The organism is Olsenella sp. KH3B4 (genome assembly GCA_900111695.1).
GTDB lineage: Bacteria > Actinomycetota > Coriobacteriia > Coriobacteriales > Atopobiaceae > Tractidigestivibacter.
Genome location: FOHD01000003.1, coordinates 57,139 through 82,512 on the forward strand (window position 1 = coordinate 57,139; position 25,374 = coordinate 82,512).

Consider the following 25,374-nt stretch of genomic DNA (forward strand, 5'->3'; position numbering starts at 1 on the left):
GTCTGTACCAAGGCTCCTGCAGCCGCGGCTTCACGCTTGCGGTGCCGCATGTGTACAAAGAGCCGGACATGTTTTTTGCAAAAAGCCCCGATGACCTGGTGCCCGTTGTCGATCGATACGGGAAAGAATACCTTCGCCAAGGCAACGTTTGCGACCACTTCCTACGGCCTCAAGACGCCAGGCCCTAGGAGGCGGAAGTAAGCCAAGGGGAAGTTTCTTGAATTTCTATCAAATGCTGCACTTCTTACGCTATTTAAACAACGTGTTGTGCTCATAATGCACTGCAGCTATGGGCTAGTGCCAAGGCGGCATTAGCACTGTCTAGCCACGCGCTAAAGAGGGAAAAGGCGGTAGCCAAATGTCGAGAAAGGCCCAGACTGACAGCGGGGAGACCAAGCGGGGGCTCATCGCGTCAGCCACAGAGGAATTTGCCGAGTACGGATACGAGGGAGCGTCCCTGCGCCAGATTTGCTCAAAGGCCGGTGTGACCACGGGAGCATTGTATTTCTTCTTTGATAGCAAGGAAGACCTGTTCAACAGCGTTGTCTCTCCCCTGATGAGTGAGCTGCCTGCAATCCTCGCCACTTGGATTGAGCATGACATTGCGGTGATCTGCGATGGGACGGGCGAGCCCACCAACGTTGAGGAACTGCCCGACGGCTTGGCCGAGCTTCTCGAGCAGTATCCGCTGGTTCCCAAGATTGCCCTGAGCAATCGCGACAACCCCGTGGTCAAGAAGTATCTTGATGCCAAGGTTGCCGAGATTGCGGAAAGCATTGAGAGCCGCATGGTCAAGAAGGACGGTAAGGATTCCGACGGTTTCTCTTCCCGTCTCCTTGCTACCATGTCTGCGGATGCCTTCATTGACATCCTCGCCAGCGACGATGATCACAAGGCCATCTCGCGCCACCTGACCGAGATGTCTGCCTTCGTGCGTGGTGGCCTGGAGGCCGCGCTCAAGAAGTAAGTCGAGAATTCACGGAGAGCGAGAGGAGATAACACTATGGTAAGCCAGCTCCTCTCGCTCTCTGTGACCATGCTGGTGGCGGCGCTTGCCCCCTTTGTGGCAAGCCTTGTCCCCGGCAGAGCCATCCCGGAGGTTGTCTTTCTCGTCTTTGCTGGTGCGCTTCTCGGCCCCTATGGGATTGATGTTATCAGGACAAGCGGAGGCGCCCTCTCGCTTGTCTCGGAGCTGGGCATGGCCTTCCTCTTTCTGCTTGCCGGCTACGAGATACAACCCTCCGAGCTGGTTGGCCCCATGGGGCGTCATGCCTCCATCTGCTGGGGTGCCTCGCTGGCAGCCGCAATCGCGCTCGTGAGCCTCACGGGCTTCAGTCGCTTCACTGGCATGGCAGGCATTGCCTTCGCCATCATGCTCACCACCACGGCGTACGGCACCCTTGCGCCCATCATGCGCAGCCGCGGCCTTACCAACACGAGCGTGGGACGCGCGGTCACGGCCTATGGCGCCACGGGCGAGGTGCTGCCCGTCATCGCGGTGGCACTCATGCTCTCTACGAGGTCGCTTCTCGTCACGGTTGTTGTGCTTGTGGTCTTCCTTCTGGTCTGTGTGCGCATCGCGCGTCTCTCCACGTCTACGGCCCGCATTGGCGCACGTTTCCGCGACTTTGTGAAGTCGAGCGCCGGTGCCTCTACGCAAACGCCGCTTCGCCTGGTGGTGCTCCTTCTTGTGTTTCTGCTCTTTCTCGCCGAGATGGCGGGCTTCGACTCGGTGCTTGGCGCCTTTGCCGCCGGCTTCGTGCTGCGGGTTTTCTTCCCCGAAGGCAGCACGGATCTGGAGGCACGCCTGGAGGCCATTGGCAACGGCTTTCTCATCCCTGCGTTCTTTGTGATATCGGGGGCGGGCATCGATCTTTCGGCTGCCGTTGCCGACCCTGGCCTGCTCTTCCTCTTCATTGGGCTCCTGGTGGCCGTGCGCGGGGTCTCCGTGGCCATCTCGCTGCGCGTGAACCCCGAGACCCGCACGATGCAGCCGCAGGAGCGCTTTGTGACGACGGCCTACTGCGTGATGGCGCTACCGCTGGTGGTTGCCATTACGCAGATTGTGGTGGACGCGGGTGCCATGACCAGCCAGGACGCGTCGGTCCTCGTGACGGCGGGTGCCATCACGGTGCTTGTGGTGCCCGTCCTCACCTCGCTTGTGCGCGTGACTGCGCCCGCGCACCCCGTTCACGCCCTGAGCAGCATCGTCTCGGGCGAGGAGAGCGCAAACGAGGCCCTCGAGCGGCAGCGGCGTGCCATGCAGAACTCGCGCAGGCGCTTCGAGGCGGCTCGCGCCCGTCGCAGGCGCGAGCAGGGAAGGGGCCTCTCATCTGCCGAGTACATCGCCCGCCATGGCGGAGACGAGCCCAGCGACGACCCGTCCGGCCGCCCTGACGTCTGATGGTGCCGGTTGACCCGTGCCAATTACATATGATTGATACGGGCTTCGCAGCTCGTGGGTGATTGCGCTGCCTGCAATCGTATGATGGGCGCAGTATACGTGGCTCTGGGGAGGAAGCTCATATGTCTGATGCAGCGGCGAGTACGGCACGTGACCTCATCTTTCTTACACCCATCTTCCATGGGAAGATCTGGGGCGGCCGTGAGCTGGAGAAGCGCTTTGGTTACAACATTCCGGACGGCCCCATCGGCGAGTGCTGGGGTATCTCGGCTCACCCCAACGGCGACTGTGTAGTGGACGGCGGCGAGTTTGACGGCTTGCACCTCTCGGAGCTCTGGGACGCACGCCACGAGCTCTTTGCTGGTGCCAAGGGCGACCGCTTCCCGCTGCTCATCAAGATCCTTGACGCGCGCGAGAACCTCTCGGTGCAGGTGCACCCGGATGACGCGTATGCCGCCGAGCACGAGAACGGCTCGCTGGGCAAGCGCGAGTGCTGGTACGTGATCGACTGCGAGCCAGGCACGCGCATCATCGTGGGGCAGCGCGCCAAGAGCCGAGAAGAGCTTGCGGCCATGATCTCCGAGGGTCGTTGGAGCGACATGCTTAACTACGTGCCCATCCATCCCGGCGACTTCTTCCGCATCGAGCCGGGGACCATGCACGCCATCATGGGCGGCACGCTCATCCTCGAGACCCAGCAGTCGTCCGACGTCACCTATCGCGTGTACGACTACGACCGCGTTCAGTCTGACGGTACCAAGCGCCCGCTTCATGTGAAGCAGTCGCTCGACGTGGTGGACTATGAGCAGGTTCCGCCCACAAGTGGCAAGGTCACCGCACCCGAGGAAGACGGTGTGACCGAGCTTATGGCCTGCCCCAACTTTGATGTTGAGCGCGTGCGCGTCTCTGGCGAGAAGACGCTTGCGCAGCCGTGGCCGTTCATGTGCCTCTCGGTGATCGAGGGCTCGGGCAGCGTTCGCGATGGCGCCGGCGTCGAGCACGCCGTGAGCGCGGGAAGTCACTTCCTAGCGCCCTCCGGCTCTGGCGACATCCGCCTGACGGGCGAGATGACGCTCATTACCTCGCATCTTCCCGAGCGCGCATAGGGTCTGGGCCGCTGGTCCGTGGTGCCGCCCCTGGTGGTGTCGCCCCTGGTGGTGTCGCCCCTGGTGCAGCTGCCGCTGGTCCGTGGTGCCGCCCCTGGTGGAGCTGCCCCCCGGTGGTGCTGCTGAGAATGAATTCGACATAATCTCGCGTCAAAACACTGCTATGTGTCCAATTCCTTCTCGTTTGCCCTCTGAGGGAGAATGACACCACCTCGGAGTAACAGAAGAGCGCCCGGAGGCCAAAGTCTCCGGGCGCCGTTGCCATTCCACCGCCTAGCTGGGCGTGGTTCTCACTATGATGCAGGCCTCGGCTGCTATGCCGCGGGCTTCGCCCCGCCAGGGATCTCGCCGCCGCAGTGCGGGCAGCGGGTGGCACCGGCCTTGACCTCCTCGAGGCAGTGCGGGCAGATGGGCGCCGCGGCCTCCTCTTCCTTCTCCTGCTTCCCGGCGAGCTTCTTCGCCTCCTCGGAGAGCTTGTTCATGCTCTTGACCAGGCAGAAGATGATAAACGCAATGATGATGAAGTTGATGACGGCCGAGATGAACGCGCCAAAGTCGAGCTGGGCGGCGCCAACGTTGATCACGAGGCCAATCTGCTCGCCGCCGCCCGTGAGGCCCGAGATGAGCGGCTGGATGATGTCACCAACCAGGGAGTTGACGATGGCCGTGAACGCGCCGCCGATAATCACGCCGACTGCCATGTCCATCACGTTACCGCGCAAGATGAACGCCCGGAACTCGCTGAAGAAAGCCTTCATGGTGATCCCCTCTCCTGTATTGATGAGCCTGGGGCCGCTGTCTGGCCCTTGTGCGAACTGGCACTGTCGTCAGCGACCTTGAAAGACTTTACCACGCAAGGAAGCGTCGAACCAACGTCTGACCGCGATCAATCGGACCAAAAGGCTGGCGCTACAGCCCAAGTTCCTCCGAGTCGAGCATTACGGTGAACGGCCCGTCGTTTATGAGGCCCACGCGCATGTGGGCGCCAAATTCGCCGCGGCCCACACGCCCTGGCCCCAGGTCCTTCTCGGCAAGCTCGCAGAAGAGTTCGTAGAGACGGTTGGCAAGCTCTGCCGGGGCGGCATTCGTAAACGACGGCCGGTTGCCGTGACGCGCGTCGGCGTAGAGCGTGAACTGGCTCACCACAAGAAGCGATCCGCCCACGTCCACAAGCGAGAGGTTGGTGCGACCGTTCTCGTCGGCGCAGATGCGAAGCTTGCGTACCTTCTCCCACATGCGCCTGGTGACGTTCTCGTCATCATTGGGGCCAACGCCGAGAAGCACGAGGTAACCTTCACCGCATGAGCCAACCTCGCTCCCGTCCACCTCGACCGACGCTCGCTCGACTCGCTGAATCAGTGCGCGCATGCTACCTGTCCAGCCCGTAGATTGCAGAGAACTTCTCGACAAGGTAGTCGGTGTAGTAGCGTGGCTCGAAGTTCTCTCCGCACGCCATGCGGATGAGTTGCGCGGAGTCCTTGGCACGGCCCCAGTGCCAGATGTTGGCGCGCAGCCACTCGCGGATGGGCGCAAGGTCTCCGGAGGCGCAGCAGCCGTCAAAGTCCACGCCCTGGCGCACCATCGCCGCCTTGAACTGCGCTCCAAAGGCACTGCCCAGCGCGTAGGTGGGGAAGTAGGCAAAGTCGCCGTCGGACCAGTGGGTGTCCTGGAGGGTTCCCTCGGTGTCGCTGGGCACCTCCACGCCCAGGTAGGAACGGTAGCGGTCTGCCCAGAGGCCGGGTACGTCCGCAGCCTTCGCCTCGCCCGAGAAGAGCAGCTGCTCAATCTCGTAGCGCACCAGGATGTGCAGGGGGTAGGTGAGCTCGTCGGCGTCGCAGCGGATGAGGCCCGGCTCCGCGCAGTTCTCGGCCATGTAGAGCTGGTGAGGCGTCATGCGGCCGAGCTGTCCGGGGAAGTGCTTGGCGAGAAGGCGCGCGAGTTGCTCGGAGAACGCCTCGCTCCTGCCCACGTAGTTCTCGAAGAAGCGCGACTGCGACTCGTGCATGCCGGAGCTGGTGCCGCCCTTGAGCGAGGTGAAGCGGTAGGCGGGGTCGACGTTCTGCTCGTACATGGCATGCCCGCCCTCGTGGAGCATGCTGAAGACGTTGGAGAGCACGTTGTCCGGGTACACGTGGCTCGCGATGGCCACGAAGCCCGTCGACGGGCCGCCCGTGTAGGGGTGCTCAGTCGAGCCGAGCCACAGGGCGTCGGTGTCCACGCCCTCGAGGCGCACCAGGTCGCGGGCAAGATCCCACTGGCGGCGCTCGTCGAAGGTGCCGTCAACCACGCGGTGGCTGGGCTTTCTCGGCGCGGCCATGCACTTGGCCAGAAGCGGGACCACGCAGGTCTTTACCTGCTTGAAGAAGGGGTCGTAGAAGACGCGGCTCGTGCCGTGCTCGTACTGGTCGAGCCAGACGTCGTAGGGGTCTGCGTCCGGGTTCATGGCATGCGCCATGCTCACGCGGGTGGCCACGAGGCGATCGAGGTAGGGCTCGAAGCTGGCCCAGTCGTTCGCGGCCTTGGCGCGACGCCAGACGTCGTTGGCCTCGACGGCAAGACGGCAGAAGGCCGCGCGCTCGTCTGCAGGCACGCCTACCAGAGAGTTGCGGTCGCGCTTCAAGATCTTGACCTGTGCCGCGCGTGTCTCGCCGATGATGCCGGCGTTAGACTCCAGCCGGTCGAGCAGAGGGCCAACCTCCGGCGCGCAGAGCAGGCGCGTTGCCTCCTCGTCGAGGACGGCGGATGCCTCCGCGCGCTCCTCCGTGGCCTTGGGAGGGTCGATGGAGGGGCCGAGGGTCGCTATCTCGTCCAATGCGTAGCGAAGGGCGAAGCGACGGCTCTCCAGCCGGTCGAGTTCTGCCATGTCCTGCTTGGGATTGGGGAGCGCCGCGTTGATCGCGGAGGGCGCGTTGTTTGCCATGATGCCTCCAGACCGCCCCAGTGGGGCGCAAAGAGCCGACTGCACGAACTTCGAGTGTATCCCATGGCTGTGGCCACCCCGTGCGCGTGCCGGTAGCCGTTGCGTGTGCGCCGCCGATTGCGGCAGGCACCGCTCCTTCTGCGTCATGAGTCGTGCACGGTCCAAACCGTCGTGGGATGATGTGCACAGTCGCTCCCCGGTGCCGTACGCCTCGGGGGCGCATCCGACAGAGAGCCAACCGAGAGGGGAAGACATGCAAGCCGTCCTTGGCATTGACATCGGAGGAACCAGCATCAAGGCGGGGCTCTTCTCGCCCGAGGGCGACCTGCTCGAGGAGCGCAAGATCCCCACGCCCGCCCTTGTGGATGCGGAGGCGTTCGCCACGGTGACCGACGGCCTGACGCACCTCCTTGCCGCCCATGACAATACTCCCGAGGACGTCATTGCGTGTGGCTTGGACATTCCCGGCCCCGTGGCAGACGACGGCAAGGTTGGCTTCCTGCCCAACATCCAGCTCGATCCCGACGGCCTTGTTGCCGCGATCAATGCCGCGTTCCCCAATGCCGCCATCGCCTTCGTGAACGACGCGAATGCGGCCGCGCTGGGCGAGCTCTGGGCCGGCGTGGCCCATGGCGTCTCGAGCTTTGTGCTTATCGCACTTGGCACGGGCGTGGGTGCCGGCGTCGTGGTAAACGGCCGCCTGGTGGCCGGTGCGTTTGGCGCTGGTGGCGAGATTGGCCACATCACCGTTAACCCCAACGAGACCGAGACCTGTGGGTGCGGTCGCCACGGCTGCCTCGAGCAGTACGCCTCGGCTAAGGGCATCGTGAGGCTCTACCTCAATGAGTGCGAGCGCCGCGGTGTGACGCCCGTGCACGTCGAGCACGCCACCGACACGCTCTCGGTCTTCCGTGCCCTCGCCAAGGGCGACGAGTGCGCAAAGATTGCCGTGGACCAGATGTGCGAGTACCTGGCTCAGGCCATGTCGCAGGTCTCCTGTGTGGTGGACCCCGCTATGTACCTCATTGGCGGTGGCGTTGCGGGCTCGTTTGCGACCTTCGCGCCAGAGCTGCGTCGTCGCTTCCAGGCCCATGCGCTTCCTACCTGCAAGGATGTTGCCATCGAGGCAGCGTCGCTGGGCAACCAGGCAGCCATGTACGGCTGCGCGTATGAGGCGCTTGAGCTCCGCAAGCGCTCCCAGGCCGGCAAGTAGAGCAACAATCCCAGGTGCTCTCCCATACGCGCCCGTGCAGTGGGTTTCCCACCGTGCGGGCGCGTTTTTCTCTCGTCAATACCGTTGCCCCTCCCCAAGCTACCGCTAAGCAGGATTTCGAAGAGCTATTTTCGTTTTTCTTCGTTTTGTCTCGCATTTTTACGATTACGTGGTAAAGTTGTGCACAGTCTTGGGAGGAGATGTGGAGAACGGCAATCTCTTCCGCGGGAGTGGCCCTACGGGACCACAGGGATATGGCGCCGTGTGCGCCACAGGAGAGGGGAGTGAAGGTATGGCCGAAGACACGACGTACGACCTCATTGCCGCTACCGGTTGTCCAACGGGCATCGCCCACACCTACATGGCTAAGGAGGCCCTCGAGAAGGCCGCCGCAGCCAAGGGCCTCACCATCAAGGTCGAGACCCACGGGCAGGTCGGCATCGAGAACGAGGTGACCCCTGCGCAGATCAAGGCTGCAAAGGCCGTCATCGTCGCTGCCGACAAGGACGTCCAGGCCGAGCGCTTCGCGGGCAAGCCCATGGTGAGCGTCGGCGTGACCGCAGCGATCAAGGACGCCGAGGGCCTCATCGACAAGGCTCTGGCGGCCAAGGCCCAGGGCGAGCTCAGCGAGGAGGTCGCAAACGCCTCGAGCGACAACAGCTCCTCCGACGAGAAGGAGTCCGTGGGCCACATCATCTACAAGCACCTGATGAACGGCGTCAGCCACATGCTCGTCTTCGTGGTTGCCGGTGGCGTCCTCACGGCCGTCTCGTTCCTCTGGGGCATCACGTCGTTCGATTCCACCGCGGCGGACTACAACTCGTTCGCGGCAATGCTCAAGATCATCGGCGGCATCGCCATGAACCTCATGGTCCCGGTGCTCGCTGCCTACATCGCCGAGTCCATCGGCAAGCGCCCGGCACTGGTCCCCGGCTTCGTTGCCGGTATGATCGCCATCACCGGCCTGCCCGTCTCCCCTGAGACCGGCCTCATCGACGCCGGTGGCGCTGGCGTGGGCTTTGGCTTCCTCGGCGGCATCGTCGGCGGCTTTGTTGCCGGCTACGTGATCGTCGGCCTGGAGAAGCTGCTCTCTGGCATGCCCAAGAACCTGGACGGTCTTAAGGCCATCTTCCTGTACCCGCTGCTCTCCACCTTCATCACGGGCCTCATCATGCTCGGCATCTCTGGCCCCATGGCCGCAATCAACACCGGCATGATGAGCTTCCTCGAGGGCCTCGAGGCCTCTGGCCCCATCGTCCTCGGCCTGGCCATCGGCTGCATGTGCGCGTTCGACATGGGCGGCCCAGTCAACAAGGCTGCCTACGTTACCGGCACCGCGCTTCTCACCGAGGCGCTTCAGGCTGGCATCGGCACCCCAACCTACAACTTTGGCACCAACTTCATGGCTGCCGTCTCCGCCGCGTGCATCGTCCCGCCGCTGATCACCGCCTTCGCCGTCATCGTGGGCAAGAAGTACTTCTCCAAGGAGGATCACGACGCCGGTATCGTCAACATTGTCCTGGGCTGCACCCACATCACCGAGGGCGCCATCCCGTTCATGACCAAGAACATCTGGCCTGTCATGCCCATCATGATGTGCGGCTCCTCGATCGCGGCAATCCTCACCATCCTCTTTGGCGTCCACGACCCCGCGCCTCACGGCGGCTTCCTGGTCCTGCCCGTCGTTGATGGTTGGTATCTGTGGCTCATTGCAATCTTTGCTGGCGTCCTTGTTGGCGGTATTCTTTACGTCATCTTCAAGCGCAACGAATACCATAAGAACGGTGACAAGGTCGTGGAGTAAGGAGAGCGCATGAGCGAGTTCGTTCCAGCATCCCATGTCTACGTGGACAACCCCGCAAGCACCGTGGACGAGGTTCTGAGGTTCCTCTCCCAGACGGCCGTCTCCTACGGGGTGGCCAGCAACGCCGACAAGGTCTTCGAGGCCTTCAAGGCCCGCGAGGCCGAGGGAACAACTGGGATGATGGGTGGATTCGCCATCCCGCACGCCAAGACCGCAGAGGTCGACACGCCTACCGTCATCGTGGTGAAGTTCGCAGGGGAGGTCGAGTGGGCGACCATGGACTCCAAGCCCGTGCGCTGCGCCATCGCCCTTCTCATCCCCGATGACGGGACCCAGACGGAGCAGCTACGCCTGCTCTCGAAGGTGGCGGTCCTGCTCATGGACGCAGACTTCCGCGAGAAGGTGCTTGCCTCCGCAGACCCGCAGGAAATTGCCGGTCTCATCAACAACGGCCTCGAGAGCTAGACGGCCGGGCATCCGGTCTGAGGTTCGTGCTGGGGACCCGTCGCCTGCGCGTCGGGTCCCCTTTCTAGTACGGCGTTATCAATCGCGTGACACGCGTCGAGAACGATCAAGGGAAGCTCAATGATTTACACACTTACCACCAACCCCGCCATCGACATGAACATCACCTCGGACACGATCTCGACCGAGCATGTCAACAGGACGCGCGACGCGGTCTACACGCCAAACGGCAAGGGCCTGAACGTCTCGTTCACGCTCAAGCACTACGGCATCGACTCCAAGATCCTGGGCTTCTTCGGTGGCTTCTCGGGCGACTACATCGTCCGCGAGGCCGACAAGATCTGCCCCGTGAAGCCGGTCCAGATCGATGGCATCACGCGCGTGAACGTCTTCCTCACCACGCCAGAGGGGGAGTACAAGTTCCCCAACGCCGGTGCCGAGGTCAACCGCGCAAAGCAGGAGGAGATGCTCTCCCTCATCCGTGGCCTGGACGACCTCGAGTGCCTCGTGGTCTCCGGCAGCCTGCCCACGGGCATCGACGCCTCGTACTACGACGAGCTCATCGAGGTGGTGCGCGAGAAGGGCGCGGAGTTCGTCCTGGACATCTCGCACAAGCACCTGCGCGAGCTCGTTGAGAAGGAGCCCCTGCTCATCAAGCCAAACGACGAGGAGGTTGCCGCCATCTTCGGCGTGGACGTGAAGAGCGAGAGGGACATCGTCTCCGCGCTCCATGCCATCCACGACGCCGGTGCCAAGAACATCCTCCTCACGCTGGGCGGCGAGGGCGCGTACTTCTTCAACGGCGAGCACGTCTGGCATGCGAACGCCGCCAAGGTCGACGTCCTCTCGACGGCATGCGCCGGGGACGCCACGCTCGCGAGCTTCCTCTCGGTGTGGCTGCCCAACCGCGACCAGGTAGAGCCGGCGCTCACACGAGCCATGGCAACGGGCGCCAACGTCGCCATGAGCGCGGGTCTCGGCGACTTTGCCCTTGTCGACCAGCTAGCCAGGTCTATCAGCGTTGATTTGGTGGAGTAGAGGCCATGAATTCGACCAAGAGCCCGCGGATGCTCGCCGCAGAGCGGCAGAGGTACATCCTCGATACGATTCACGAAAGCGGAACCGTCTCCGTTGTCCAGATCTGCGAGCACTGCGGGGTCTCCTCCGTTACCGCGCGCACCAATCTTGACACCATGGAGCGTGAGGGGCAGCTCAAACGTACGCACGGCGGGGCAGTGCCCGTGACGCAGCTCGTGATTCCGGCGGTCCCGCAGCGCGTGCACAAGAACGCCCAGGCAAAGCAGGCAATTGGTCGCAGGGCGGCGGAGCTCGTGGGCGACGGGGAGACTATCCTCGTTGGCTCCGGCAGCACGACGCTTGCGTTTCTCCACTGCCTTACCGAGAAGCGCGGCATCACGATCATCACCAACGACATCAATGGCCTCATCTACATCGAGCAGTTCCTCCCGCAGGCAACGCCTGCGTGTACGGGCGGCATCTTGGGCCGAGAGTATCGCCACTTTGCCGGCCCCATGGTCGCCTCGTCTCTCTCTGACATCTACCTTGACAAGGTCTTTCTTGGTGCGGATGGCTTCGAGCCAGACTTTGGGTTCCTCGCCGAGTTCGAGCGTACGGCTACCACCAAGGTCGAGTTCATGCGCCATGCGAGAAAGGCCATCATCCTCATGGACGCCTCCAAGGTGGGGGCCGCACGCTCCTTTGTGCGCTTTGCCGGCCCAACCGACGTGGATGCGGTCATCATGGACAAGGACCCCGGCGGCATTGTAGCCAGCGCGTCGGCAGGCCGGGACGGAAAGAGCCGCGTGGTGATCGCGTAGCGCGGGGCGCTGGTTCCCGGGGCGCTTGACGTCCCCAAGAAAGGGTAGGAACGAGAATGGCCCATTCGAGGAGAGACGTTCGGCGCGATGTCGGGAGGAGGTCGGCGACGCCAGGAGCGCACCTGACGCGCAAGAAGGTCTTCTTTGCGCTTGCCGTTGCGTTCATGGTTGCCGTGATGGTCGTGGGGTTCATTCTCGAGAACAGCGTAAGCCCCGTTGTCACGAGGCTCTTTGGCACGCTTGTGGACAAGCCATCGGAAGAGACCGTTGCCACGACCAATGATGCGGCGCGCCAACTGGCGAACGAGGTCGAGGCCCAGGGTGCCGTCCTTCTCGCCAACGACGGGACGTTGCCGTTCTCGGATGACGTCACCAAGGTCAATGTCTTTGGCTGGGCGTCCGTCGACTGGCTGGGCGGGGGCTCGGGCTCTGGCTGCGTGACCTCGGTGGAGACGGACCTTATCTCGGCGCTCAATGATGCTGGCATTGAGACAAACACCGAGCTCACAGCCATGTACCAGGACTTTCATGCAGCCGGGAAGCGCCCCAAGACCCTCTCGAGCAAGCCTGACGAGTCAAGTGTGCTCTACGAGCCCTCGATAACGGACCGCACGTGCTATACGGACGAGCTTCTGAGGGACGCGCAGGCGTTCTCGGACACCGCCATCGTGGTTCTGCAGCGCTACGCAGGCGAGAGCAACGACATGCCGCTCGCGCAGTACAAGGTGGCCGAGAAGAACGGCCCCGTGGAAACGGACGCGAGCAGGACCTCGCTTGACCTCTCGACCGAGGAGGAGGCACTTCTCGCCTATGTGGGCGCCACGTACCAGAACGTCGTCGTGGTGGTGAACTCGACGAATGCTATGGCCCTGGGTGCCCTCGATTCCACGCCTGGCATCGATGCCGTGCTGCTCGTGGGCTATACGGGCCAGTACGGCGCCGAGGTTCTGCCGCAGATCCTCAGGGGGGAGATAAATCCCTCCGGGCGCACGGCGGACACCTACGCGTACGACTTCTCGACGGCACCCGCCTACGCCAGCGCCAGCGAGCACGTGGGTGCGTATTCCTCGGCAGATGGCCTCTATCCTGCCGACGGCACTCAGAACGGCAACTTCTCCCTGCCCGAGGGCTATGACCAGGTTTCCTACGTTGACTACTCCGAGGGCATCTACGTGGGCTACAAGTGGTACGAGACGGCGGATGCGGAGGGCTTCTGGTCCGAAGTTGTCAATGAACACGGCGCGGGTTACCAGGGCGTGGTTCAGTATCCGTTTGGCTTTGGGCTCTCCTATACCACGTTTGACTGGGAGGTGGTTGACGCGCCGGCGCAGGGCTCCGAGCTGGGCGATGGCGCCTCGATCACGGTTCACGTTACCAATACGGGCGGCATTGCCGGGCGCGACGTAGTCGAGCTCTACTACAGCGCTCCCTACACGGCAGGCGGCATCGAGAAGAGCTCCGTGGTGCTGGGAGACTATGCCAAGACCAGCCTGCTTGCGCCGGGGGAGTCCGAGGACGTCACGCTTAGCGTGGATGCCCGTGCCATGGCAAGCTATGACTGCTACGACGCAAATGGCAACGGCTTTGAGGGGTGGGAGCTCGACCCTGGAACCTACACGCTCACGCTACGGCACGATGCCCACACCGTGGACGACGCCGAGGGAGCGACGATTTCCCTTGAGCTCTCTGGGGGTCGGGAGTATCCCACGGACGAGAAGACCGGGGCAGAGGTTACCAATCGCTTCACCGGCGCGGATGCCGTTGATGGCGTGAGCGCCGACGGGCAGGGTACTGGGCAGAACATCACGTACCTCTCGCGCGCGGACTTTGCGGGAACCTTCCCTGCCGTTGCATCGACGCGAGCCATGCCCGCGGGTGTCGCCGCGCTCAACCTGTACACGGACGAGGAGCGCGAGGCCGATGACGCCAGGGAGGCCGCCATGCCTGCCACGGGGGCGAGAAACGGCCTTGCTATCGAGACAAACGGTGTCATCACGGGTCTGGGGCGCAAGCTGGGGACCGACTACAACGACCTGCAATGGGATAGCCTCCTCGACCAGCTTACGGTTGCCGAGATGGAGCAGCTGGTCACCAACGCCTATTCCGGCGCCTCGGCGCTCGCCTCCGTGGGGAGGGGCTCCGAGACCCGTGAGCTGGACGGGCCGGCGCAGATCGAGAGCTTCGTGCCCACCAATCCCGGCACGGGCTTTCCCTGTGCTGTTGTCCTCGCGCAGACGTGGAACCGCGACCTGGCGCGGCAGGTGGGGCTCACCTGCGGCGAGCAAGCAGCACAGCGGGGGCTTTCTGGCTGGTATGCGCCATGCGCGAACCTCCATCGCACTCCCTTTGGTGGCCGCAACTACGAGTACTACTCCGAGGACCCCCTGCTTGTGGGGCAGACCTGCGGCAACGTGGTGGCGGGCGCGCGCGACGCCGGCGTGTACTGCTACGTCAAGCACCTGGCGCTCAACGACGGCGAGGCGTACGTCTACCGCGACGGCGTTTACACCTGGCTCTCCGAGCAGACCCTCCGCGAGGTCTACCTCGAGCCCTTCCGCGTCGTGGTGGAGGACTATGGTGGCACGGCGCTCATGAGCTCCTACAACCGCGTCGGCGCGGTGTGGGCGGGCGGCAGCGAGGCCCTGCTCACCGACGTTCTGCGTGGGGAGTGGGGGTTTACCGGCGTCGTGGTGACGGACTTTTCCGACCACCCCGCCTACATGAACGGCGACCAGATGCTGCGGCACGGCGGAGACCTCTGGATGCAGATGTCCGGCGGGTCTCTCACGTCAAACGCAAGCTCTGCCAGCTACGTGAGCGAGCTGCGCCGCGCGACGAAGGACTTCCTCTACGCGTACCTCGATGCCCGCGTGGCAAACGAAAGCTACGTGGACGCAACGGGCGACGTCTCTGCGGCGCGGCCGAGGAACTCGACCATTACGACGCCTGGTTTGACCCTGCTCGTTGTGCTCCGCGTGGTCTCGGTGGCACTGGTGGGCCTTGCGACCTGGCGACTTGTGGCGGGCTTCAGGCTGCGGCGCACCAAGAGGGCGTGAGCGGGCGAGAGCAACGCCCGCATGGGCGGCGATTCTGCTGCAGGGGAGCCCCGCGTGTCTCGTCGCCCCGAAATTGGGCGAAATTATTGCGCGATTTTCTTAGCCGAGAAGGTCTCAACTGGGCAAATACAAGTGATGCCAGGAAAAACGCGCAATAACTGAGAAGGACGAGTAACCTGTGCTGCAGACAAGAAGCGGCCCGGACGACAATGCCGTCCGGGCCGCCCGTCAATCTGTACGTGCGACTACGCCTTGTTGGTGGAGCCCAGGTTGTCCATATGGGAGGTAACGACCTTGTAGATCTCCTCCATGCCCGGCTTCGAGGGCTTCTTGGGGTCGAAGTTGTTGGGGTTCTCGGCCATGTAGCCCATGAAGCCACGGGTGAACGCCTGGCGCAGCTCGGTGGCGTAGTTCACCTTGCAGATGCCGTTCTGGATGGCCTCGGCAACCTGGTCGTCAGGCACGCCCGAGGTGCCGTGAAGAACCAGCGGCACGTCGACGCGGTTGCGAATCTCCTTGAGGATGCCCTGCTCGATGTGCGGCGTGCCCTTGTAGACGCCGTGCGCCGTGCCCACGCCAACGGCGAGCGAGCTGCACTTGGTGCGGTTGACAAACTCCTCGGCCTCATCGGGGTCGGTGTAGGGGTTCTCGCCCTTGACTGCCGGGCCGTCGTCCTCCTTGCCGCCAACCTTGCCGAGCTCCGCCTCAACAGGGATGCCCATAGCGATGGCGACCTTGGTCACGCTCTCGGTGAGAGCCATGTTGTCCTCGAAGGGAACGTGGGAGCCGTCGATCATGACGGAGGTGTAGCCGGCACGCAGGGCCTGCATGCAGCGGTCGAAGCCGTCGCCATGGTCGAGGTGCAGCGCCACGGGGACGCTTGCGGCGTCGGCAGCCACGCGAACCATGGCGGCAAAGTAGTCGAGGTTGGCGTACTTGATGGTGCCCGGCGTGGTCTGCATGATGACGGGGGAGTGCTTGTCCTCGGCGGCCTTGATGACGGCCATCACAAACTCGAGGTTCTCCACGTTGAACGCACCCACGGCATAGTGGCCAGCCTGGGCGTCGAGCAGCATTTCCTTGGTTGTGACAAGCATCGCGCTCTCCCTTCACGTTCCCACGGGCTGTGCCGTGGGGCTTCCTTATCTGCAACGCGATTGTATCGTGCCTGCTTGCAGACGTGGTCTTGGGCAAATGGCGGTACTGGTCAGCAACGAAAAGCGAGCGTAAGCGCCCGACGCACCTCGCTGTCCCTACGGGCTTCTCAGAGCTTTCCAAAACGCAGAAAAGAAAGAAATATGCTTGTGATATCTTGCTTTTAGACAAAGAGAAGGAAACACATTTTGCACACATGCGTAGTGGGATTGATTTGCCGGGCAGTGGGATTGATTTGCCGGGCAACTTAATCCCGCGGGCGAGGAGGAGCACATGACCGAGTTCGCCGAGGAGAGGCGCGCGGCAATTCTCTCCATGCTCGAGAGGAACTCGTCCGTCCAGGTGGCAGAGGTGGCCGATGCCCTGGGCGTGTCACGCGTCACCGCACGAGCAGACCTTGACGCCCTTGCACGCGACGGCAAGCTGCGTCGCACGCACGGCGGGGCGGTATCGCTCTCGCGCACGCTCACGGTCTCGATCCAGGACCTGCGCGTCAACGTGAACGTGGAGGCCAAGCGAGCCATCGCCCGCGTGGCCGCGACGTTTGTGCAGCCGGGGCAGTCCGTGCTCGTCGACACGGGGACAACCGGCCTCGAGCTCGTGCGCGCCCTGGGGGAGCGCGGCGAGGTGACCATCGTGACCGCCGACCTCACCATCGCCGACTACGTAGACCGGTCCATGCCCTCGGCCGAAGTGGTGCTTTTGGGCGGGGCGCTGCGCAAGGGCCACCGTTACACCTCGGGGGCTGTGGCGGTGCAGGCCCTCTCCATGCTCCGGCCCGACGTCGCCTTCGTGTGTCCCACGGCCTTCGCCCCCGGCCGCGGCTTCATGACCGGCTACGAGGGCATGGCCGAGCTCAAGCGGGCCTTTCTCGCCTGCGCGGGCATGACCTGCGTACTCATGGATGCAAGCAAGGTGGGCGCCCGCGGACTCTTCTTCTTTGGCGATGTGGGCGACGCTGACGTCATAGTGATGGAGAAAGACCCCGAGGGAGCCGTCGCCGGCTGCCTCGAGGACGTGCCCACCCGGCTGCTTCTGGCGGGGGAGTAGGGCGAGAAGAACGTACCTTCCGCGCCGCCTACGCCACGCGCTCCACGCGGGTGGCGTCCATGAGCCCGCGGGCGACCTCCATGTCAAAGTGTCCGGTCGACGCGGACATGCAGTTGGCGCTTGCGCAGGCCATCGCGTAGCGCAGCTGCTCGGCGGGCTCCAGGCCGCGCGCCATGGCAACGGCAAAGGCGCCAACCATGGTGTCGCCGGCGCCCACGGGGTTCACGACCTCGATCTTGGGCGCGATGCCGCGGAAGGTCCCGGCGTTGCATGCCATCACGGCTCCGTCGCCGCCGAGCGAGACCACCACCTGCGCAATGCCGCGTTCGTGAAGCTCGCGCGCCGCCTCGAAGACCTCGTCAACCGAGGAGACCGTGCGTCCTAGGATCTGACCCATCTCGTCCGTATTGGGTTTCACCATGCTGGGACACGCGTCGATGCTCGCCTTGAGCGTGGCGCCGGAGGTGTCGAGGATGCACGGCTTTCCCTGCGAGCGGACCAGCTTGATGAGACGCACGTACGTGTCTGCGGGCAGGCCCTTGGGGAAGCTGCCGCTCATGGTTACCACGTCGGCGCACGAGACAAGCGAAGAGAGACGTTCCTCGAGGGCGGCAAGCTCCGTGGCTGTCACCTCTCGGCCGGGCTCCAGGAACTCGGTGGAGAGCCCATCGGGCTCGAGCACGTTCACGCAGCAACGCGTCTCGGTTGCCACCTCGACAAAATCGTGGGGAATGCCATCGCGGTCAAGCAACTCGCAGAGGAGTCGCCCGTTGTTGCCACCAACAAAGCCAGTCGCGAGGACCTCCTCGCCGCACGTGGCAACAGAGCGCGACGCGTTGAGGCCCTTGCCGCCCGCGTTGTCGATGCACTCCGCCACGCGCATGACGGTGCCGCGCTCGAGGTTGGAAGCGATGCGATATGCCTTATCGATGGAGGTATTAAGCGTAACGGTGAGAATCATGGTGTTCCTCTCTGCAACCCTGGGGTGCAATATAGATACCAGTTCCTGAAAATAACAAACCGGACCTATGAGTTTTGTCCTTTGGTAACAACCACTGGATATACCAGAAATCTAACGTATCTATGCGAGAAAAACTCCGTCAGGGTATGCTGGTATCGATAAATTGGTACCACTACCTGCGATAACACGCCGTGACCGTAATGAATTCAACCGCAAGCGGCATTCAAGAAATAATAACCAAGTTTTCTCTGGACTAAATGCGGAGGTCTTGTAAAGTAGCCGTAGTTGAAATGTGGTAGTAACCAGTAACCGAGAAGCACGACGGGCGTAACAAAGAGGTTCCTTGTTGGAACCAAAAGTCTTCTAGCCTAGAGAGCGTTACGAAGACCCCGTCAGAGGAGGACTTGCATGGTCGGATTTGTGCTCACTGGTCACGGAGACTTTTCCGTTGGTCTCGACAGTTCCGTCAAGATGATTGCGGGCTCGCAGGAGGAGTTCGACGTAGTGCCGTTCCACGAGGACGAGGCAGGCGAGTTCCCCCAGAAGCTGGCGGACGCCATTGCCGCCTCCGCCGAGAGGAACGACGGTGTGATTGTCTTCTGCGACCTCATGGGTGGCACGCCGTTCAACCAGGCCATGATGAACACGCAGCTTGTTCCTGGCGTCGAGGTCATCGCGGGCACCAACCTGCCCATGCTCCTCGAGGTCCTCACCACCCGCACGCCCGAGTCCACCACGCAGGAGCTCATCGACTGCGCGGTTGAGGCCGGCAAGCAGGGCGTCGTCCACATGGTCCTCACCGTTGACGACGAGCCCGACTCCGACGACCTGGGCCTGTAATGGACTTCTGGCAGAACGTGCTTGCAGCCTGCGCGGCGCTGCTCATTCTCATCGCCATCATGGGCGTTGTCTATGCGATCTACAGCGCGGTAAAGGCAAACAAGCAGAAGGCCTACTTCGCCGAGCTCCATGCCAACCTCAAGGTTGGGCAGCGCGTCGCCTTTGCGGGTGGTCTCTTTGGCAAGGTAGTCCGTGTGGGCGAGGAGACCTGTGACGTCGAGGTCAAGTCCGGTGCGGTCGTGGAGGTCTCGAGGTACGCAATCCAGGAGATCTCAAAGAAGTAGGTCGTGTCATCGCAAGCCAGTTGGCCCGTCCGTAGTTTGAAGGAAAACTCTCGCCTGCAGATATGCGAGCGAGTACGAGAAAGGGGAAGCAAGCATGGCTGAGCCCAACATTCTTCTTACCAGGATCGACAACCGCCTGATTCACGGCCAGGTCGCCACCCAGTGGACAAGCACCATCGGCGCAAACCTGATCCTCGTCGCCAACGATGAGGTTGCCGGCAACAAGATGCGCCAGAAGCTCATGGACATGGCCGCGCCTCAGGGCGTTGCTACCAGGTACTTCTCCATCCAGAAGACCATTGACGTTATCCACAAGGCCGCTGCTCGCCAGCACATCTTCCTCATTGTCGAGAACCCCGAGGACGCACTTCGCCTCGTCAAGGGCGGCGTGCCTATCAAGAAGCTCAACATCGGCAACATGCACATGTCCGAGGGCAAGCGTCAGGTTGCAACCTCCGTCGCCGTGAACGACGAGGACGTTGCCGCCTTCCGCGCGCTCCAGGACGCGGGCGTGGAGCTCTCGATTCAGCGCGTGCCCAGCACGCCGGTCGAGCCTACGGCAAAGCTCTTCGAGTAGCCATCTAGCGCTTTTCGCAACAACTTAGTTTGGTCGTGCGCACCCGTGAGGGACGGGTGCTAGCGATAGCTCTATCTCTATCCGTGGCACGTGGTACTAGGAACCATAGGAAAGGAGGAACAAGGATGGAATACTCAGCTCTCCAGGTGATCTTGGTCTTCATCGTCACGTTCATCGCGGCTATCGACCAGTTCAGCTTCCTCGAGTCTCTGTATCAGCCGATCGTCACCGGTATGGTGATCGGCCTCATCCTTGGCGACGTGCAGACCGGCCTCATCGTTGGTGGCACGTACCAGCTCATGACGATTGGCAACATGCCAATCGGAGGTGCCCAGCCGCCCAACGCGGTTGTCGGCGGCATCATGGCGGCCATTCTGGCAATCACCCTCAAGCTTGACCCGAACGCTGCTGTCGCTACTGCTATTCCGTTCTCCCTGCTTGGCCAGTACGGCGTCACCCTGATCTTCACGATCATGTCGCCGCTCATGTCCAAGTGCGACCAGTACGCCGCCGAGGCTAACCCCAAGGGCATCGAGCACATCAACTACCTCTCGATGTGCCTGCTCGGCCTCATCTTTGGCGTCGTTGTCACCCTGTTCTTCATCGGCGGCCAGGCCGTCGGCTCCGCCGTCGTTGCCGCCATCCCCAAGTGGCTGAGCAATGGCCTCTCCGCTGCCGGTGGCATGATGCGCTTCGTCGGCTTCGCAATCCTGCTCAAGTTCATGATGAACCGCGACATGTGGGGCTTCTACTTCATGGGCTTTGGCCTCGCGATTATCGTCTCCGGCATCTCCAGCCTGGCGACTCCTGCCCTGCTGATCCTGGCCCTCATCGGCTTTGGCTTCGCCTACTGGGACTACCAGCAGAACACCGAGCTCAAGGGTTCCGTTGCCGTTGCTGCTGACACCGACGGAGGTGAGGAAGATGGCATCTAACGAGACGACTGCTCAGACCGTCAACCGTTTTGAGGGTGTGACTCACTACCAGGACCTCACGCCCGCCCCTGATCTGGACCAGAAGACGCTTAACAAGATGGCGTGGCGTTCCTGCTTCCTGCAGGCGTCCTTCAACTACGAGCGCATGCAGTCCGCAGGCTGGCTCTACTCCATCCTTCCCGGTCTCGAGAAGATTCACGCGGATAACAAGGAAGATCTCGCGCTCTCGATGACCCACAACATGGAGTTCTTCAACATCCACCCGTTCCTTGTCACCTTCGCCATGGGCATCATCCTGTCCATGGAGCAGAAGAAGGTTGACATCCCCACCATCCGCGCCGTCCGCGTCTCCCTCATGGGCCCGCTTGGTGGCATCGGCGACGCCATCTTCTGGATGACGCTTGTGCCTATCCTGGCCGGCATCACCTCGAACATGGCTATCGCAGGGAACGTCTTTGGCCCCATCCTGTTCCTGATCGTCTTCAACATCATCCAGTTCGCGCTTCGCTTTGGTCTCATGAACTGGTCGTACAAGATGGGCATGAACGCGCTTGACTCCCTCATGGAGCACATGAAGGCGTTCACCCGTGCGGCCTCCATCCTCGGCGTCTTCGTCGTTGGCTGCCTCACCGTCACCATGGGTGGCACGCAGATCAACCTTACGATCCCCAACGGCACCACGCAGGCCTACGTCGCGCACACCGCGACCGTCCCCACCGAGGACGTGAGCAAGTTCGAGGTCATCTCCAAGGACTCCGACGGCACCACGCTCTCCGGCATGGTTGACGCCGCGGGCAACCCGCTGGCCACCACCGACGCAGACGGCAACGCTGTGACCGCTGGCGCCACCGATCTCGGCAACGGCATGAGCGAGGTCACCTACATGGAGACCGTAACCTCGCCCGTCAACGTCGACATCGCCAAGATCCTCGACAGCATCTGCCCCAAGCTTGTCCCGCTCGCGCTGGTCATGCTCCTGTACTACCTGTTCTCTAAGAAGAACTTCACCCCCATCAAGGGCATTGTTCTCGTGCTCATCATCGGTATTGTTGGTGCCGGCTTCGGCATTTGGCCGAGCATCTGGGGCTAAGCCCTACAATGGTCGCGTACCCGGGGCGGCCCGCCGCCCCGGATGCCGGCCCGCCGGCGCAAACGCGCTACAGGCTTTAGTGCAACAGGCGGCGCGGGTACGCTTACGCGTGCTCGCGCCTTTTTCAGGACGGTGACGACATGACTCCCATCTCGCGAAAGCAGCCGCTCTACGACCAGCTCGTCGACCTTCTCCACGAGAAGATCGAGAACGAGATGGGCCCCGGAGACATGCTCCCGTCCGAACGCGAGCTTTGCGAGACGTACGGCCTCTCGCGCACGACCGTGCGGCTGGCCCTTGCAGAGCTCGAGCGCCAGGGGCTCGTGACCAGGCAGCACGGCCGCGGCACCTTCGTGTCCGAGTCCGTGCGCGAGGCGACGAACCTCATGGGCACGTACAGCTTCACCGAGCAGATGAAGAGCATGGGGAGGGTCCCCACAACAGTGGTGCTCGAGTTCGATACCAGGGAGGCACCAAAGCACATAGCTGCCTGTCTGGGACTGCGTATAGGCGACCCCGTTATACGCATGAAGCGCCTGCGCGCCGCCGATGGCATCCCCATGATGGTCGAGCGCACCTACCTGCCGGCGTCCGAGTTTCTCGGCCTCTCCCGGAGGGACGTGGAGGCACAGCCGCTCTACGACATCATGGAGAAGGTCTACCACGCGACTATCCGCGTGGCGGAGGAGGAGTTCTGCGCAAGCGTTGCCCGCAAGGACGACGCGGAGCTTCTCGGCATCGGCGAGGCTGCCCCCGTGCTCAAGCTCTACCGCACCACCTTCAACGTGAAGAACACGGCCATCGAGTACACCAAGAGCGTTGCTCGAGCCGACCAGTTCAGATACAAGGTCTCACACTATCGGGGCTAGGGAAGGCCCCCGAGAGGAGAAGAACATGTTCGAGAAGGACGAGGCGACGCTCACGTCGATGGGTGCCCAGATCACCACCAAGGAGATCATGCAGCAGCCGGACCTGTGGGAGGGCACGCTTAAGATCTACGAGGACAACCTCGGGGCCATCGAGGACTATCTCGCCAAGGCACGTGCGCTTGGTGGCGCCCGCCGCACCCGCGTGATCTTCTGCGGTGCCGGAACCTCGGCGTACGTGAGCGACACGCTCGTGCCGTACCTGCGCCGCGTTGGTGACAACGAGGCCTTCGAGTTTGCGCCCGTGGCCACGACCGACGTGGTATGCGCCCCCCTCGACTACGTGCGTCCCGAGGACCCTACGGTCATGGTGTCCTTTGCCCGCAGCGGTAACAGCCCCGAGAGCATGGCCGCCTACGAGCGCGTGGGGCAGGTCGCCAAGGACCTTCTCTACCTCAACGTGACCTGCGCTCCCGAGGGCAGGCTCGCCCAGGAGTCCAAGGACGACGAGCGCGCTCTCACGCTACTCATCCCGGGCGCGAACGACAAGGGCTTTGCCATGACGGGCAGCTACTCCTGCATGCTGCTCCTCTCGGCGCTGATCTTTGACCAGGCCTCCATCGAGGACAAACGTGCCTGGGTCGCCCGTGCCGCCAAGATGGGCCGCGATGTGGTTGCCCGCGAGCCCCAGATCAAGGCGTGGGTAGACCGCGACTTCGACCGCGTGACCTACCTGGGCTCCGCCTCGCTCTCCGGCCTTGCCCGCGAGGGGCAGCTCAAGATCCTGGAGCTCTGCGCCGGCCGCATCGCGACCTCGTTCGATTCCTCGATGGGCTATCGCCACGGACCCAAGTCCTTTGTCAACGAGAAGACCCTCGTGTTCGACTTCGTGAGCAACGATCCCTACACCCGCCAGTACGACCTCGACATCCTGAACGAGATCAAGGGCGACGAGATCGCGCTTGCCACCGTGGGCATCCAGCAGAGCACTGGCAGCGACTTTGAGGGCGAGAAATTCTCGTTTGACGGCGACCTGCTCCTCCCCGAGGTCTACCTCGCGCTCCCGTACGTGATGTTCGCGCAGACCGTCGCGATTAACGCCTCCGTCAAGGTTGGCAACACCCCCGACACCCCGTCGCCCACCGGTACCGTGAACCGCGTGGTCAAGGGCGTAACCATTCACCCGTTTAGCCTGTAGTCCTGCTTCGGTGTGGGGAGCCTGGGGTATACCTTGGTTAACTTGTCCCCGCACCGAGGGCTTTGCCCTGGAAGGAGAGATCATGGCAACGTATGCGGTTCATGCCGCTCACTTCGTTCTCCCCGGTAGGCTCACCGGAGAGGGCTACCTCACCATCGTGGACGGCCGCTTCGGCTCCTTCTCGACCGAGAAGCCGGACTGCGAGATCGTGGACTACGCAGGAGCCTACGTTGGTGCCGGCCTTGTTGACACCCACATCCACGGCTTCCACAACCACGCGACCACCGACATCGACCCCGCTGGCATCAACGACGCCTCCGTGGCGCTCGCGCAGCGCGGTACCACGGCGTGGCTGCCCACCACGTTCACGGATTCCGTCGAGAACATCGGCAACCAGTGCGAGACCATCGCGGATGCCGTGGACGCGCGCGACGAGGGCTTTGTTGGCGCTCGCATCCCCGGCATCTTCCTCGAGGGACCCTTCTTCACCGAGAAGCACAAGGGCGCCCAGAACCCCAAGTACCTCGTGCCCCCCTCGTACGACGTCTTCGAGGAGTGGCAGCGCCGGGCGCGCGGCCTAATCTGCAAGAGCGCGCTTGCTCCCGAGTACCCCGAGGCGCTCGAGTACATCTCGCGCCTCTCCGCCGAGGGCGTGGTGACCGCACTTGGCCACACCGATGCCACGTACGAGCAGAGCATCGCTGCCGTCGATGCCGGCGCCACCGTCTTTGTGCACACCTACAACGGCATGCGCGGCCTGCACCAGCGTGAGCCGGGCGTTCTCGGCTGCGCGATGACCACGGACGAGACCTATGCGGAGCTCATCTGCGACGGCCACCACGTGCAGCCCGCCGCGTGCGCGGCGCTCGTGCGAGCCAAGGGCTGGGAGCACGTCGTTCTCATCACCGACTGCCTTGCCTGCGGCGGCATGCCCGAGGGCAACTACATGAGTGGCGGCCTGCCCGTCGTCATGAAGGACGACCTGTGCTACCTGGCCGACATGAGCAGCATCGCCGGCTCGGTGCTCACGCTGGCAAAGGGCGTGAAGAACATGGTCGACTGGGGCATCGTGACGCCCGAGCAGGCCATCCGCATGGGCAGCGAGGTCGCTGCGCGCTCGGCGGGCGTGGACGACGTCTGCGGCAGCATGCTGCCCGGGCGCAACGCCGACTTTAACGTTTACGCGGCGGACATGTCGCTTGTGGCGACGTACGTTGGTGGCCAGCTGGTGCCCGTGGCGTAGAGTTCGCCCGCGGCGGCGATCGGGGCGGGGCGGCGAGGTTTTCTCGTCCCCCGCCGTCGTCGCGCTGAAGCGGTGGTGGCGCGTTCCCTCTGCGGCGCCGTCCTCCCCGCGGTCCCGTCCCCCCTCGCGCGGCACCGTCCTCCGCGACGGCGGGCTTGATGTGGGCACGTGCCGTCCCCCGAGCTGGGCCGCCTGGGAAAACTGCGGCTTAATTGCAGCCCGCCAGGAGGGGCCGAGGCCGCTACCTGCGGTTCTTCTCGGCAGCATCCCCGGCCAACTGCAATTAAGCCGCAGTTTTTGAGGAAAGGGGCGCCCGCGCAACGGAGGCGAGGGGCGCCCGCGCTTCGAGTCGGTCCCGCCCGTGGCCTC

Annotated in this window: 23 protein-coding genes; 18 read left to right on the forward strand and 5 right to left on the reverse strand. The window is 63.2% G+C overall.

The window, feature by feature from the left end:
* Positions 1-358 precede the first annotated feature (358 nt).
* The 3 genes from BMX94_RS03660 (at position 359) to BMX94_RS03670 (ending at position 3,510) form a co-directional block, all read left to right on the forward strand.
* A complete protein-coding gene (locus tag BMX94_RS03660; RefSeq protein WP_091003704.1) occupies positions 359-967 on the forward strand; it encodes a TetR/AcrR family transcriptional regulator in 609 nt (202 codons plus the stop codon).
* Between the two features lie 36 nt (positions 968-1,003).
* Complete coding sequence (locus BMX94_RS03665) at positions 1,004-2,404, forward strand: cation:proton antiporter (protein WP_091003708.1); 1,401 nt, start codon at positions 1,004-1,006, stop codon at positions 2,402-2,404.
* A 122-nt stretch (positions 2,405-2,526) separates the two neighbouring features.
* Positions 2,527-3,510 (forward strand): type I phosphomannose isomerase catalytic subunit, encoded by a 984-nt coding sequence (locus BMX94_RS03670; protein ID WP_091003711.1) that lies wholly within the window; start codon positions 2,527-2,529, stop codon positions 3,508-3,510.
* A gap of 314 nt (positions 3,511-3,824) precedes the next feature.
* Here the strand turns inward: BMX94_RS03670 and mscL are convergent, their stop codons facing one another.
* The 3 genes from mscL to BMX94_RS03685 form a co-directional block, all read right to left on the reverse strand.
* Complete coding sequence (gene mscL, locus BMX94_RS03675; RefSeq protein WP_091003714.1) at positions 3,825-4,268, reverse strand: large conductance mechanosensitive channel protein MscL; 444 nt, start codon at positions 4,266-4,268, stop codon at positions 3,825-3,827.
* A 151-nt stretch (positions 4,269-4,419) separates the two neighbouring features.
* Positions 4,420-4,878 (reverse strand): D-aminoacyl-tRNA deacylase, encoded by a 459-nt coding sequence (gene dtd, locus BMX94_RS03680; RefSeq protein WP_091003717.1) that lies wholly within the window; start codon positions 4,876-4,878, stop codon positions 4,420-4,422.
* Position 4,879: 1 nt separating this feature from the next.
* The gene (locus BMX94_RS03685) at positions 4,880-6,430 is read right to left on the reverse strand and encodes a carboxypeptidase M32 (RefSeq protein ID WP_091003720.1); all 1,551 of its coding nucleotides are present in this window, start codon (positions 6,428-6,430) and stop codon (positions 4,880-4,882) included.
* Between the two features lie 253 nt (positions 6,431-6,683).
* Between BMX94_RS03685 and BMX94_RS03690 the strand changes: the two genes are divergently transcribed.
* The 6 genes from BMX94_RS03690 (at position 6,684) to BMX94_RS03715 (ending at position 14,806) form a co-directional block, all read left to right on the forward strand.
* The gene (locus BMX94_RS03690; protein WP_091003722.1) at positions 6,684-7,643 is read left to right on the forward strand and encodes an ROK family protein; all 960 of its coding nucleotides are present in this window, start codon (positions 6,684-6,686) and stop codon (positions 7,641-7,643) included.
* A 292-nt stretch (positions 7,644-7,935) separates the two neighbouring features.
* Positions 7,936-9,447 carry a PTS fructose transporter subunit IIC gene (locus tag BMX94_RS03695; RefSeq protein ID WP_091003725.1) on the forward strand — a complete coding sequence of 504 codons (1,512 nt, stop codon included), beginning with the start codon at positions 7,936-7,938 and terminating at the stop codon, positions 9,445-9,447.
* A 9-nt stretch (positions 9,448-9,456) separates the two neighbouring features.
* Positions 9,457-9,912, forward strand: a complete 456-nt coding sequence (locus BMX94_RS03700; RefSeq protein WP_091003728.1) for a PTS sugar transporter subunit IIA — start codon at positions 9,457-9,459, stop codon at positions 9,910-9,912.
* A gap of 120 nt (positions 9,913-10,032) precedes the next feature.
* Positions 10,033-10,950, forward strand: coding sequence for a 1-phosphofructokinase family hexose kinase (locus tag BMX94_RS03705; RefSeq protein ID WP_091003731.1), 918 nt, complete (start codon positions 10,033-10,035; stop codon positions 10,948-10,950).
* 5 nt (positions 10,951-10,955) lie between these two features.
* Positions 10,956-11,750: a DeoR/GlpR family DNA-binding transcription regulator gene (locus tag BMX94_RS03710; protein ID WP_091003733.1), complete on the forward strand. Its 795-nt coding sequence runs from the start codon at positions 10,956-10,958 to the stop codon at positions 11,748-11,750.
* 56 nt (positions 11,751-11,806) lie between these two features.
* Positions 11,807-14,806, forward strand: a complete 3,000-nt coding sequence (locus BMX94_RS03715; protein WP_091003736.1) for a glycoside hydrolase family 3 N-terminal domain-containing protein — start codon at positions 11,807-11,809, stop codon at positions 14,804-14,806.
* A 245-nt stretch (positions 14,807-15,051) separates the two neighbouring features.
* Here the strand turns inward: BMX94_RS03715 and BMX94_RS03720 are convergent, their stop codons facing one another.
* Complete coding sequence (locus BMX94_RS03720; RefSeq protein WP_091003740.1) at positions 15,052-15,903, reverse strand: class II fructose-bisphosphate aldolase; 852 nt, start codon at positions 15,901-15,903, stop codon at positions 15,052-15,054.
* Positions 15,904-16,234: 331 nt separating this feature from the next.
* Between BMX94_RS03720 and BMX94_RS03725 the strand changes: the two genes are divergently transcribed.
* On the forward strand, positions 16,235-17,011 hold the full coding sequence (locus BMX94_RS03725) for a DeoR/GlpR family DNA-binding transcription regulator (protein ID WP_091003743.1): 777 nt from the start codon (positions 16,235-16,237) through the stop codon (positions 17,009-17,011).
* 28 nt (positions 17,012-17,039) lie between these two features.
* On the opposite strand, the gene pfkB is transcribed toward BMX94_RS03725, so the two are convergent.
* On the reverse strand, positions 17,040-17,972 hold the full coding sequence (pfkB, locus tag BMX94_RS03730) for a 1-phosphofructokinase (RefSeq protein ID WP_091003746.1): 933 nt from the start codon (positions 17,970-17,972) through the stop codon (positions 17,040-17,042).
* 408 nt (positions 17,973-18,380) lie between these two features.
* Between pfkB and BMX94_RS03735 the strand changes: the two genes are divergently transcribed.
* From BMX94_RS03735 to nagA, 8 genes are all read left to right on the forward strand, one after another.
* Complete coding sequence (locus BMX94_RS03735; protein WP_091003748.1) at positions 18,381-18,812, forward strand: PTS sugar transporter subunit IIA; 432 nt, start codon at positions 18,381-18,383, stop codon at positions 18,810-18,812.
* Positions 18,812-19,096: a preprotein translocase subunit YajC gene (yajC, locus tag BMX94_RS03740; RefSeq protein WP_091003751.1), complete on the forward strand. Its 285-nt coding sequence runs from the start codon at positions 18,812-18,814 to the stop codon at positions 19,094-19,096. The genes BMX94_RS03735 and yajC overlap by 1 nt, the downstream gene beginning before the upstream one ends.
* Before the next feature lie 94 nt (positions 19,097-19,190).
* Positions 19,191-19,673 (forward strand): PTS galactosamine transporter subunit IIB, encoded by a 483-nt coding sequence (gene agaB / locus BMX94_RS03745; protein WP_091003754.1) that lies wholly within the window; start codon positions 19,191-19,193, stop codon positions 19,671-19,673.
* A 125-nt stretch (positions 19,674-19,798) separates the two neighbouring features.
* Positions 19,799-20,608: a PTS mannose/fructose/sorbose/N-acetylgalactosamine transporter subunit IIC gene (locus BMX94_RS03750; protein WP_059053339.1), complete on the forward strand. Its 810-nt coding sequence runs from the start codon at positions 19,799-19,801 to the stop codon at positions 20,606-20,608.
* Positions 20,598-21,698: a PTS system mannose/fructose/sorbose family transporter subunit IID gene (locus BMX94_RS03755; protein ID WP_091003757.1), complete on the forward strand. Its 1,101-nt coding sequence runs from the start codon at positions 20,598-20,600 to the stop codon at positions 21,696-21,698. The genes BMX94_RS03750 and BMX94_RS03755 overlap by 11 nt, the downstream gene beginning before the upstream one ends.
* 140 nt (positions 21,699-21,838) lie before the next feature.
* Positions 21,839-22,567, forward strand: coding sequence for a GntR family transcriptional regulator (locus BMX94_RS03760; RefSeq protein WP_091003761.1), 729 nt, complete (start codon positions 21,839-21,841; stop codon positions 22,565-22,567).
* Positions 22,568-22,592: 25 nt separating this feature from the next.
* Entirely contained in the window at positions 22,593-23,762 is a 1,170-nt protein-coding gene (locus BMX94_RS03765) for an AgaS family sugar isomerase (RefSeq protein ID WP_091003764.1), read from the forward strand.
* Between the two features lie 82 nt (positions 23,763-23,844).
* Positions 23,845-25,005: an N-acetylglucosamine-6-phosphate deacetylase gene (nagA, locus tag BMX94_RS03770; RefSeq protein WP_091003768.1), complete on the forward strand. Its 1,161-nt coding sequence runs from the start codon at positions 23,845-23,847 to the stop codon at positions 25,003-25,005.
* Positions 25,006-25,374 lie beyond the last annotated feature (369 nt).